Source organism: Martinezella rhizogenes, from assembly GCF_027460065.1.
GTDB lineage: Bacteria > Pseudomonadota > Alphaproteobacteria > Rhizobiales > Rhizobiaceae > Agrobacterium > Agrobacterium rhizogenes_C.
Genome location: NZ_JAPYZZ010000005.1, coordinates 271,628 through 284,311 on the forward strand (window position 1 = coordinate 271,628; position 12,684 = coordinate 284,311).

General features: G+C 58.3%; 10 protein-coding genes. 3 read left to right on the top strand and 7 right to left on the bottom strand.

Annotated elements, in window-relative coordinates:
* Positions 1-18: 18 nt before the first annotated feature.
* Entirely contained in the window at positions 19-1,854 is a 1,836-nt protein-coding gene (locus O8B93_RS10925; protein ID WP_269709870.1) for an ABC transporter ATP-binding protein, read from the bottom strand.
* 202 nt (positions 1,855-2,056) lie between these two features.
* Positions 2,057-3,253: an aminotransferase class V-fold PLP-dependent enzyme gene (locus O8B93_RS10930; protein ID WP_269709872.1), complete on the bottom strand. Its 1,197-nt coding sequence runs from the start codon at positions 3,251-3,253 to the stop codon at positions 2,057-2,059.
* A gap of 88 nt (positions 3,254-3,341) precedes the next feature.
* On the opposite strand from O8B93_RS10930, the gene O8B93_RS10935 reads away from it, so the two are divergent.
* Positions 3,342-4,178, top strand: a complete 837-nt coding sequence (locus O8B93_RS10935; protein ID WP_269709874.1) for an IclR family transcriptional regulator — start codon at positions 3,342-3,344, stop codon at positions 4,176-4,178.
* A gap of 6 nt (positions 4,179-4,184) precedes the next feature.
* Here O8B93_RS10935 and O8B93_RS10940 read toward each other — a convergent pair whose 3' ends face one another.
* The 5 genes from O8B93_RS10940 to O8B93_RS10960 all read right to left on the bottom strand — a co-directional run bounded on the left by O8B93_RS10940 (position 4,185) and on the right by O8B93_RS10960 (position 9,657).
* Entirely contained in the window at positions 4,185-4,679 is a 495-nt protein-coding gene (locus tag O8B93_RS10940) for a RidA family protein (RefSeq protein WP_020011822.1), read from the bottom strand.
* Positions 4,680-4,761: 82 nt separating this feature from the next.
* Positions 4,762-5,985 carry an amidohydrolase/deacetylase family metallohydrolase gene (locus O8B93_RS10945; RefSeq protein ID WP_269709876.1) on the bottom strand — a complete coding sequence of 408 codons (1,224 nt, stop codon included), beginning with the start codon at positions 5,983-5,985 and terminating at the stop codon, positions 4,762-4,764.
* 1 nt (position 5,986) lies between these two features.
* Positions 5,987-6,862 (bottom strand): ABC transporter permease, encoded by an 876-nt coding sequence (locus O8B93_RS10950; RefSeq protein WP_065117645.1) that lies wholly within the window; start codon positions 6,860-6,862, stop codon positions 5,987-5,989.
* Entirely contained in the window at positions 6,862-7,803 is a 942-nt protein-coding gene (locus O8B93_RS10955; RefSeq protein ID WP_269709878.1) for an ABC transporter permease, read from the bottom strand. The genes O8B93_RS10950 and O8B93_RS10955 overlap by 1 nt, the downstream gene beginning before the upstream one ends.
* 327 nt (positions 7,804-8,130) lie before the next feature.
* Positions 8,131-9,657, bottom strand: a complete 1,527-nt coding sequence (locus tag O8B93_RS10960; protein WP_269709880.1) for an ABC transporter substrate-binding protein — start codon at positions 9,655-9,657, stop codon at positions 8,131-8,133.
* A gap of 434 nt (positions 9,658-10,091) precedes the next feature.
* Between O8B93_RS10960 and O8B93_RS10965 the strand changes: the two genes are divergently transcribed.
* Complete coding sequence (locus tag O8B93_RS10965) at positions 10,092-11,216, top strand: glycosyltransferase family 4 protein (protein WP_269709882.1); 1,125 nt, start codon at positions 10,092-10,094, stop codon at positions 11,214-11,216.
* A 55-nt stretch (positions 11,217-11,271) separates the two neighbouring features.
* Positions 11,272-12,327, top strand: coding sequence for an acyltransferase family protein (locus O8B93_RS10970; RefSeq protein WP_269709884.1), 1,056 nt, complete (start codon positions 11,272-11,274; stop codon positions 12,325-12,327).
* Positions 12,328-12,684: the final 357 nt, after the last annotated feature.

Genomic DNA, 12,684 nt, shown 5'->3' on the forward strand with positions numbered 1-12,684 from the left:
GGGAAAACGGGGCAGCAATCAGAGCGCCACGAGGTGTCCGGGTGAAACCTCGCGATACGCCCGCGGATTGACCGCATAATCGACCGGACGGATGGGGCTTTTCAGCTCGTCATTCGCCGCACCGCGCCGCGTATTCCGGCGGTCCGGATCCGGTACCGGCACCGCGGCCATCAGCTTGCGGGTATAATCATGCTGCGGATTGTCGAAGACAGCAGCACGCGGGCCGATTTCGACGATCTCGCCGAGATACATCACCGCCACACGGTGGCTCACGCGCTCCACCACCGCCATATCATGGGAAATGAACAGGAAGGCGAGATCGAGGCTCTGCTGCAGATCCAGCATCAGGTTGATGACCTGCGCCTTGATCGAGACATCCAGTGCCGACACGCTTTCATCGGCGACGATGACCTTCGGCTGCAGCGCCAGCGCGCGGGCAATGCAGATGCGCTGGCGCTGGCCGCCGGAAAACTCGTGCGGGTAACGTGTCGCCATATCCGGCGACAGGCCGACCTTTTCCAGCATGTCGGCCACCACCTCCTTCGCCTCGCGGGCGCTGCCCATGCGGTGCTCCAGAAACGGTTCGGCAATTGCCGCACCCACCGTCATGCGCGGGTTGAGCGAGGCGAAAGGGTCCTGAAAGATCATCTGCACCGTCTTGCGCATTTCGCGCATGCCCATCTTGTCGAGGGCGAGAATATTCTCGCCATTGACCACCACCAAACCGGCATCCGGCTCGATCAGCCGCATGATGGCGCGACCGGTGGTCGACTTGCCGCAGCCGCTTTCGCCCACCAGCGACAATGTTTCGCCGGCCCTCAGATCGAAGGACACGTTTTCCACCGCGTGGACGCGGCCGCTGAGCCGTCCCAGCAGGCCGGAGTGGATGTCGAAACGCTTGGTCAGCCCTTCCACCTTGAGCACCGGCTGGGCGCTGGCATCGACGGTATCGGCCGGGCGTGCCGGCTCCTGCGTTTCACCCGTGGTGGTGTTGACGATGGGAAAGCGGAGCGGTCTTTCCTCACCCGTCATCGACCCGAGAACCGGGACGGCGGACAGAAGCGCCCGGGTATAGGGATGTTTGCCGCGATGGAAGATATCTGCCGTCGCGCCGACTTCCACCTGCTCACCACGATACATGACGACGGTACGGTCGGCGATCTCCGCCACCACGCCCATATCGTGGGTGATGAACAGGACAGAGGTGCCCTCCTCTTCCTGAAGCGTCTTGATGAGATCGAGAATCTGGCCCTGAATGGTCACGTCGAGCGCCGTCGTCGGCTCGTCGGCGATCAACAGCTTCGGCCGGGAAGCGAGCGCCATGGCGATCATCACCCGCTGACGCATGCCGCCGGAAAAGCGGTGCGGATATTCATCGAAACGCGAAGCGGCCGAGGGGATGCGGACCTTTTCCAGCAACCGAATCGTCTCTGCCCGCGCATCGGCTTTCGACATCGGCTGATGGCACAGCAGGGCTTCGGAAATCTGGTCGCCAATGGTGAAGAGCGGATTGAGGCTGGTCATCGGCTCCTGGAAGATCATGGCCACCTCGTTGCCCCGCACCCGCCGCATGGCGTCTTCGGAAAGGGAAAGCAGGTTGCGACCACCGAGCAGGATTTCACCCTCAACCCTGCTGCTTTCCCGGTCCAGCAGCCGCATGATGGAGAGCGATGTCACGCTTTTGCCCGAACCGCTTTCGCCGACGATCGCAACCGTCTCGCCGGGGCCGACATCGAAGGAAATATCACGCACCACGGGTTTCCAGCCGCCATCCACGAAAAAGGACGTGGTGAGATTGCGGACGGAAAGCACGGCATCTTCGGCACTAAGCGGTGCTGCCTGCGGCATGGTCATGATCGTTCCCTTCTTTTCTTCTCGTTTGAACTGTTCAGGCTCGGCGTCGCGGCTTGCTTCTTCTCCCCGCCGGGGAGAAGGTGGCCCGAAGGGTCGGATGAGGGGGCACCCTCACCGAATTTCGGGACGCTAGCCCCCTCATCCCGCTGCCGCGGACTTCTCCCCCTCGGGGAGAAGAAACTCGCGGCACCCGCTCGCTTACTCAATCAGGCCAGCGCAGCATGCCGTCGAAACGGTGGCGGCTGCGATCTTCGAATGGCGTCGCAATCACCTCGTTGGAGGCGCGTGCCTTGTCCAACTCCTCCGCCAGCCGGGAGGCCACGATGGTTTCCTGACCGGGATGCAGATTGCAGGGGTCGAGATAGAAGTAACGATGCTCCACCTCGTGATCGCGGGTGATGATCGGAGGATTGCCCTTAGCCAGCGCCGTCGTCAGGTCCCATGCGGTGATATGCGCTTCTTCGGCATTGATGATGACACGCAGCCGGTCGAGTGGGTTATTGGTCGGGTCGGGCTCGATCAGCGCCGTCACACCCGGGCGCCCGTCCAGCGTCTTTTTCCAGAGGGCGAGATAGCCGGTTTCGCGCTCGCGAATGCCGGCATGGTCGCGCTTTTCCCAGGCTTCCAGTGCCGCCATGACACCATAGATGCTTTCCTTGCCGACTTTCATGCCACGGCCGATGCCCATATTCTGCAGGAAGGCGTTGCGCACCAGTTCCTTACTTCCGGCGACGATGCCTGACGTGGGGCCACCGAGGAACTTATGGCCGGAATAGAGCACCACATCCGCGCCTGTGGCCAGAAACAGTTTCAGGTCATATTCGGAAGCGGCATCAACGATGACAGGCACGCCCTTGGCATGGGCAATTTCAACGAATTCGGAAAGATGCAGCAGGCCGTAGTCCACCACATGGTGCGAGACGACATAAACCGCCGCCGCCGTTTTTTCGGTGATGGCGTTTTCCATGTGAAAACGATGCGTCGATGTCGCCTGCCCGATCAGCACCACCTTGCCGCCTCCGAGCCGGATCGCCTGATCCACCGGTGCGCCATAGCTCACCACATGCCCCATCTGCACCAGAACCTCGTTCTTTTCCGGTGTCACATCAGGCAGTTTTTCGATGGCCAGCAGATTGTTGCCGGTGATCGCACCCGCCACGGCCAAGCTGATGCCGGAGGAGCATGAGGCCGTGACAAAACCAGCCTCGCCGCCCGTCAGCCTCGCAATCACCGCGCTCGCCTTGCGCTGCAGATCATTGATCTCGACGAATTGCGGCAGGATGGCCGCCATGGCCTCGACCGCTTCCGGAACGACGATGGAAGCGCCGAGCGAGGTCATGGTGCCCGAGACGTTGATGACCGGGCGAAGGCCGATCCTGCTTCTGATATCCTCGGTCATGTCTTTCTCCTGTCCTTGCGATGCGATGGGCATCGACATATATGCCATAATAATGTAATAGCTTCTCAAAATGCATGAGGAGCCAAAATTGGACGCCCAGAGACTGGACGAAACATCTTCAACCGCGCTCTCCGACGCGACGGAAAACCCGGATGCGAAGGCGGCCAAGCGCTCCCGCGTCAGCGGCATCGACCGTGCGCTTCAGGTGATTGATTACCTTTATGAAACCGGTTCTCCCGCCAGCGCTTACGCGATTGCCAAGGCCATCAAGGCGCCGCTTTCCACGGTCTATGTGATCATCGACGATCTCGTCGAAAAGAACATGCTGGCGCGCAATGCCGATGGCAATATCTGGCTCGGCGCACGGCTTTACCACTATGGCCTCGCCTATGCCCGCTCGCTGGATTTCATGGGTGTCGCCACCCACGAAATGCACGATCTCTGCCGCCATGCGGGCGAGACGGTGCAGCTTTGCGGCCGCGACGGCGACCATATGCTTGTTCTGGCCATGGCCGATGGTCCAAGCCATTTTCAGGTCGCGTCGCGCGTCGGCACCCGTGTTCCCCTGAACTGGACGGCATCCGGCCGCCTTCTCGTCGGCCATCTGCCGGAGGCGGAGCGTGTCGAACTGTTCAAGCGCTGCGCCCGCACCTCGCCCACCGGCCGCGCGGAAATCAACCCGGAGACCCTGTCGCAATCGGCAGGCGCCGCTTTCCATGACCGGCTGTCGATACAGGTCGCCGAATCCGACTACGCCGTCGCCTGCATCGCCTCGCCGATCTGCGACAACAGGGGCGAATGCGTCGCGACGATTTCCATCGTGCTGCCGGAGCAAAAGGTGCTGGCGGACGAGAACCACTATACCGAACAGGTCAGGGTCTCGGCGGAACGGATCGAAAAGCTGATGGGCTGGCGCAACCATTAAACGGCCTCACCCCTTGAGCGCGACGATGGCTTCGATCTCGACGGTGATGTTGCCCGGCAATGAGCCGAAACCCACGGCGGAGCGGGCATGTTGTCCCGCATCGCCGAATACATCGATGAAGAGATCGGAGCAGCCATTGATAACGCTCGGATGATCGCGGAAATCGCTGACGGCATTGACCATGCCGAGCAGCTTGACCACTTTTTTCACCCGCGACAGATCACCCAGCGCCTCATGCATGACGGCAAGCAGATTGATGCCGGTGAGACGCGCATGATTATAGGCCTCTTCCAGCCCGATTTCCGCGCCCACCTTGCCGGCATAGAGATGGCCGTTTTCTTCCCGCGGCCCCTGGCCCGAGAGATAAAGCATGTTGCCTTCCACCACATGGGTGACGAAATTGGCAATTGGCGGCGGCGGCGGCGGCAGGGAGATGCCGAGCGCAGCGAGCCGGTCATAGGGCGAAAGGTGCCCTTCTGCATCAAGCGAAGACTGTTTCACGCGAATTCCTCATAATGCCGGGACGGGTATCCCGTAATGTCTGCGGAAGGCGCAGGGCATACCCCCGCCTTTCCATTCCGGTTCAGCGCCAGGAGTAACCATGGCTGTGGCGCACCAGCTTGCGCGCCCTTGGAATATAACGGCTGGCGGCAATCGCCTCGGCACCGATGACCGCGTAACGCGGCTCGAACAGACGCGTCAGGCGCGCCACATCGCCATTTGAATCGGTCGCTTCCAGATCGGAATCCACGAGATCGAAAATGGTGAAGTCGGCTTGGCTGCCAACATCGAGACGGTTTTCCATATCGAGGCGGATGACGGAGGCCGGATTACGGGTAACGGCCTCGACGACATTTTCGAACGGCATATCAACCGACAGCAGCTTCGACATGGTCGTCGCCAGGTCCCAGACCGGGAAATTCATCGAATGGCCATGCAAATCCGTCGAGATCGAGAACGGCAACAGGCCGCGTGCAATTGCCGCTTCCGCCACCTTGAAGGAGAAGGAGGCGCCGCCATGGCCGATATCCAGCCGGATGCCTTCACCGGCGCAGCGTTCGGCAAGGTTGAACAGGTCCTCGTCTTCCATGATGCTGGAGCCCGACTTGCCGTTGAAGCAATGGGTCACGACATCACCGGGGCCGAGGATTTCCAGCACCTCGTCATAGAGTGCGGGCGGTTCACCCACATGCACCATCATCGGCACTTTCAGGATCTTGGCGATCTTCTTGCCGAGCTTGACCGGCGTCACACCCCAGGAACCGGTGATGACATGGCTCGCCCGCACCTTCAGGCCCACAATATGCTCGCTGTTTTCGGCGTAACATTCGAGGATACGATCTAGGTCGATATCCTTGATGTCGCGCAGTTCCGGCACCCGGTTGCAGGCAACAAGGCCGATGGAGCCGAGATTGAGAAAGGCCTTGATGCGCTCTCTCGAGGGTTCGATGATATATTCGCGGAAACCGTGAAAATTCGCCTCGCCTGCCGAACCGGCATCCACCAGCGTCGTGACGCCGCGTTCCGCCCCGCATTCGGAGGGGCGGATGGAGATATCGGTGCCGCCGTGCCAGATATGCACGTGCAGATCCACCCAGCCGGGCGAGATGAAAGCGCCCTTGGCATCGATACGCTGTGCATCCGCAGGCGCCTGCAGGGCAGAGCCTACCGCGGCAATCTTGCCATCGCCGCCGATCAGAATATCGGTCGAGGCCTGGGACGCCCCCTTTCCGAAACCGACGGGTTTGACATTGGTGAGAAGAATGGGAGCTTGAAGAGGCGTGTTTGCCTGTTCGCCTGAAGTCATCTTACAAATCCCTTCGCAGTCTTGGGTCGAGCATGTCCCGCAGCCCGTCGCCGACCATTTGCAGCGACAGCACGGAAAGAATGATGGCAAAGCCGGGGAAATAGGTCATCCAGTCAGCCTGACCGATATATTGGCGGCCAGCGGAGATCATGGTTCCCCAGGTGGGTATTTCGGGGCTGACACCGAGCCCCAGAAAGGAAAGGCCCGCCTCAGCCAGCATAGCGCTGGCGAAAAGGAAGGTGCATTGCACGAGGATGGGCGAGACCAGATTGCGCAGCACATGCCGCGTCATGATGTGGAAGGTGGAAATGCCAAGCGCCTTCGCCGCCTCCACATAGGGCAACTCACGGATTACCAGCGTCGAGGCGCGCACGATGCGGGCAAGGCGCGGCGAATAAACGACGGCAAGCGCGATGATGACAGTCGTCAGCGACGGACCGAGTGCGGCGACCAGCGCAATCGCCAGCAGAATATCCGGAAAGGCCATCATGGCATCGATCAGGCGCGCAATCGGCGTATCCAGTTTCTGGAAAAAACCGGCGAGCAGGCCGAGCGTGATGCCGATCAGCGCCGAAAGCGCCACCACGGCGGCCCCGACCAAAAGCGACAGTCTTCCGGCATAGATGGTGCGGGAAAATACGTCGCGGCCGAACTCGTCGGTGCCGAACCAGTAAATTTCGCTCGGCGGCTTCAGGCGGTTCACAATCGACAGTTTCGACGGCGAATAAGGCGCAATCATCGGCGCGAAAACGGCAAGCAGCACGAAGACGACGAGAACGATAAGACCGGCAGCGACCGTCTTGCGCTTCAGGAGACGCCGAATGAACAGGATGGTCGGGTTGCGCGCCGGCGGGGTGGTGGAAACAATATCGGCCATCAGTAACGAACCCTCGGATCGACCAGCAAATAAAGCATGTCGATTGCAAAATTGATGAGCACGTAAAGCCCGGCGATGATGAGAAGCGCGCCCTGAATGACCGGATAATCCCGCCGCAGCACGGCTGAGACGACGAGATTGCCGACGCCCGGCAGGCCGAAGACGGTTTCCGTTACCACTGCGCCGGAAATCAGCACGGCAGCGGTGAGGCCAAGCACGGTGAGGATGGGAATGAGCGCATTCTTCAGCGCATGTTTCATCACCACCCGGCGCTCCTTGACGCCCTTGGCTCTGGCCGTGCGGACATAATCGTCACCGAGAACATCCAGCATTGAGGCGCGGGTGAAGCGCAGAATGAGCGCGGAGGAAACGAGGCCGAGCGCGATGGCCGGCAAGGTCAGGTGATACATGCGCTCGATGAAGCTGGCACCCGGCCCGCCATAACCCGAAACCGGAAACAGATCGAGCCGCACGGCAAAGACCTGCATGAGAATGAGGCCCAGCCAGAAGCTCGGAATGCTCGCCGCCAGCATCGCAATGGTGGTCGCGGCCTGATCCACGAAGGAACCGCGCCGGTAAGCGGCGTAGATGCCGATGGGAAGCGCTATGACGCTGGCGATCAGCAGCGAAAAAATCGTCAGGAAGAAAGTCGGCTCCGCCCGGTCCAGCAGTGCCGATCCAACCGGCATGTTGAGGAAGATCGACTGGCCGAGATCGCCCTTCAGCAACTGGCCGATATAATAGAGATATTGCACGCCAAGCGACTGATCGAGACCAAGCCGGGTGCGCAGCTCGGCAATATCCTGCGCCGAGGCATCCGGCCCCAGCATCACGGCGGCCGGGTCTCCGGGAGTGACGCGCAGGATGACGAAAACGATGGTGACGACGAGGAACATCACCACGATCATTCCTGCAAGTCTTTGGAAAATATACCGTATCACGTATCAAGGCTCCGAAGCGTGTGATAGGCCGCGATCAGGCGACGGTTGAACTGAGTTCTCGAGGGTGCCGGCAATTCCGGCACTCGCAGTAGTAAAATCGAACGTTCTCTTCGCATGTCCTCATACTCCACCCTCATTCCTGTGCTTGTCACAGGAATCTAGCCAGCCCCAAGTCCTTGGGCTGAAAGGACCCTTCTCGCCGCGCAGACGCGCGTCGACTGGATTCCCGTGACAAGCACAGGAATGAGGGCAGAGGCGAAGCAGGCACACAGGTCCGGTATGAAAGAGCGCCGGATGCAAAGCCCGACGCCCGATTGCCAGCCGGTCTTACTTCGTAACCGAAGCATTCCAGAAATACGGCCACGGAGCCGGATCGACACCTTCAAGCTTGTTGGATTTGGCGGCCGCAGCGTTGAAATCGCCGATCTTGATGAGCGGCAGCTCGGCATAGATCGTCTTCTGTACGTTAGCCCACAGCGCAATGCGCTTTTCCGGATCGGCTTCCGAGGTGAAGGCGTCAACTGCCGCCTTGCGTGCCGGCGTATCCCACCAGCCCGGCGAGCTTGTGGACAAGGCGCCCATTAGCGCCGGTTCCGGCAGGAAGGGGCTGTGACTGATGTAAATGTCCCAGAGCTTCGGGTCTGCGCGGCGCTGCGTCAGCGTCGCCCAGTCCACCACCTGCATATCCACCTTGAAGCCGGCAAGCTTCAGATATTCCGCCGCCACCTGCGCCATCTTGTAATGGAATTCATATTGGCGGCTGGTGAGGATGCGCAGCGGCTCGCCATTATAACCGGCTGCCTTCAGCTTTTCGGCAGCGGCTTCGGGGTTGCCGACATTATAGTTGCCTTCGACGCCCTCTTCCGTGTGCCAGGAGAAATTGTCCGGGTAATAGGCGCCGTCAAGCGCGTAGAAATCCGTGCTGCCGAATGCGGCAGCCAGCATGTCTTCCATGTTCAGCGCTTCGGCCACGGCCTTGCGGACCTCAAGCTTGGAAGCAAGTCCCTCCTTGGTGTTGAACACGAAGACCGGGAAACCGAATGGCTTCAGCATCATCGGCTGCGAGGCCGATGAAGACTTCACCTTGTCGAAGGACTCCACGGGAATGGAATCGACATAGTCATATTGTCCGGAAACAGCGGCTTCGACGCGGGTATTCGGATCAGGCACCGGAACGAAGCGGATTTCATCGAGATACTGATGGCGCGCACCACCATAACCATCGCTTTCACCGTCACGGGATTTGTAACCATCAAAACGCACGAGCTGGATATATTGATCCGCCTTGCGCTCCTTCAGCATATAAGGACCGGTGCCGACAAATTCGGCCATCGGCTCCGCCTGTTTTTCAGCCGGCAGGATAATGGCGGCCGAATTGTTGAAAGCCAGCAGCGAGGTCAGCGGCGCATAGGGCTGCTTGAGGGTGATCGTCACCGTTCCGGCATCGGGCGCGGAAATATTGTCGATGAAACCGGCGGCCTGCTTGCCGCGCGAGGCGATCTTCATCCAGCGGCCGAGCGAGGCGACGACATCTTCCGAGGTCATGTCGCTGCCGTCATGGAACTTGATGCCCTGGCGCAGCTTGATGGTGTAGGTTTTGCCATCCGCACTGATCTCAGGAAGGCTTTCGGCCAGGAGCGGCGTCACCTTCCAGCCCTTGTCGAAGGTGTAGAGCGTCTCGAAAATATGCTGCGTGACGATGCCGACCAGATCGGCGGTCGAGGCCATCGGGTCAAGTGTCGGCGGCTCACCGATCGTCGCGACGTTGATGACGCCACCCTTATCCGCGGCCATCATCATACCCGGCGCCAGCAACAGTGCGGCGGTGGTGAGAAATGCAATTTTACGTCTCATGGTCAAGCTCCCAGCTCGTTGTCCCAACTCGATGTTCCATTATTATGTTATATGCATCTTTATAACAGAATATCTTGATAAGACGCCTTGTCAATGACCATGCGGCGCGATGACGGTTTTCCGGTATCTGAGAACCGGAAACAGGATTTTTCAGGGAAACGAGAAAGAGCGAACCGGGACGGCGGATATTGCTGCGCGCGAAGGAAAACGACGGCGGAGAATTACGCAGCTTGGTTGTTTCGCATTTGCGAAGAAAGTGCTATTGAAGATCGGACTACGACGGACATAACCGCCTATTCTTATTTATCGTTACCTTATTCGCCTTCCCGCAGCCGTGTTTTCAAGCGCTGCAAACAGACCTGATATTCGATACCGCCGAGCTTGTTCAAAAGCGGACAATACATTTTTATTACGTTGAAATTATTGAGGAAATTATGAAGACGGCAATCGTGCATGACTGGCTCACCGACCGAGGTGGGGCCGAAAAAGTGCTTCACAACCTTCTCGAAATTTATCCTCACGCGGATCTATATTGCCTCGTCGACTTCATGAGCGAGCGCGATCGGGGCTTTCTCGGCGGACGTCCCGTCAACACCTCCTTCATCCAGAAGCTGCCCTTCGCCCGCAAAAAATATCGCTCCTATCTCCCGCTGATGCCGCTCGCCATCGAGCAGTTCGATCTCAGCGGTTATGACCTCGTCATCTCATCCAGCTATGCGGTCGCCAAGGGCGTCATCACCGGTCCCGGCCAGTTTCACGTCTCCTATATCCACAGCCCCATTCGCTATGCGTGGGATCTCCAGCATCAATATCTCAAGGAAACCCGGCTCAATCGCGGCTTCGCCTCGTGGATTGCGCGCGCCATTCTCCACTACATCCGCATGTGGGATATCCGCACCACGCATGGCGTCGATCTGATGACGGTGAATTCCAAATTCATCCGCAGCCGCGTGCGCAAATGTTATGGACGTGATTCCACGGTGATATACCCGCCGGTCGATACCGCGCATCTTTCCCCTTCCGACAGGAAAGGCGATTATTTCGTCACCGCCTCACGGCTGGTGCCCTACAAGAAGGTGCACCTGATCGTGGAAGCCTTCGCGAAGATGCCCGACAAACGGCTTGTCGTCATCGGCGACGGGCCGGACATGAAACGCATCCGCGAAGTCGCCGCGCCGAATGTCGAAATCCTCGGTTTTGTCGGCAATGAGGAGCTTCACAAATACATGGCGGAAGCCAAGGCTTTCGTTTTTGCCGCGGAAGATGATTTCGGCATCGTTCCCGTCGAATCCCAGGCACTCGGCACCCCGGTCATCGCCTATGGCAAGGGCGGCGTGCTGGAAACCGTCGTTCCGCTCGGCGCCTCGAACCAACCGACCGGCCTTTATTTTGGCGAGCAAACACCGGAGGCGATTTGTGCCGCGGTCCAGGAGTTCGTCGACAACTCCGACCGTTTCGACAAGAACGCCTGCATTGACAATGCCGCCCGCTTCTCACGCGAGCGCTTCCTGAGGGAATTCGCAGATACCGTGAATTTCGCCCTGGCTGAACGGGCGTGATGAAGCAGCGACTTCAGTCTACATCCGTCCATAAAAACTCCTATTGAGGGCTTGCATGGAAGCTAAAAAGCAGCGCGACGACAGTTATGATGTTGCCAAGGGCCTGTGTATTGTCCTCGTAGTTTTCGGCCACGCGGAAAGAGGCCTAAATGGTTCTGGCGCACCCCCACACTTCACCCTCTTGAGTTTTGCCGACTATGCAATTTACACCTTCCATATGCCGCTTTTTTTCTTCGTGTCGGGATTGTTCTTCTCCGGAGAAAATACCGCCCCGAATGATTTTTTCGCCAAGCTCGGAAAAAACATCGTTTATCCCTATCTATTTTGGTCGGTTCTGCATGGCAGCCTGATGGTGATGATGGGACATTTAGGTCTCACCAACACGACCATTGACTTTACAAGGGTGTTGGGAATTCTTTGGAACCCGATCAGTCCCTTCTGGTTTCTCTACGCACTCTTTTTCTGCCAACTGGCATCCTATATATTTGCGTGGGTACCCCCGCTTGTCCGCATGGTGTTTGCGCTCGCCCTCTTCATTCTCGTCTTCGTTTATCTGCACAGCCAGCCTGTACCGTGGGACATCGCATATGGCTTCATCTATTTCATGCTCGGCATTGTCGCCAAGCAGTATGGCTTTCAGCAACGGCGATACACGATGCGCTCGTGTCTCCTGCTTCTGGCCGCATTTGCGATTTCCACCGGTTTATCGTGGCTAATTGAAATCCCCGAACGGCTTCCGTTCTTATCCGCAATCCTCGGCATATTTTTGACTATCACAATTTCACAACGATTGGTTATTCGCGAGAACGCGATTTCATTGATGTTCAAGACACTGGGCCAGCTGTCCGTCGGCATTTATGTGATGCATATAATTGCAATCGGCTTTGGTCGGGCTGTCGCGGTGAAGTTGCTCCACGTAACAGACATGGCCAGCCTGTTGGCGATCACGACAATCATCGGCATTGCCCTGCCCGCTCTTGTTCAGATGGTCGCTATACGTTTTGGGATATATGAATGGGTGGCTTTGCCTGCCTCGGCGCATCGCCGACGCGGCGCCGGTGCTTCAGCGGGAGAGCCGATTAGTGCAAACGACGACCGGACAGCTGCCTGAAGCTCCTTCTTTCAGGATGCTTCGGCCCCATACAAGGAAAATAATTTTATAAAACAATTGATTAGACATCATCAACATCAATCGAAAAAGAAACCGTGCAAGCGTGACAAAACTGCACTAGCGCAATGCGGCAATCAAAGAGATTATGACGATAACTGAATATTGAAAAGCAACAATACTGACGCCCTCGGGGAATTCGAATATCGATCCTGCTTCTGATTTTCCGGTGCGGTTGAGCGATGAAGAACTTGAAGCATCACCTTAATTTAGGCATATGCTTGATTGGGGAATGTAGACATCTCGGACTGCGATTCCGCTGAAGGGATGTAATGCCGGTTGGGATTTCCTTTACCGGTG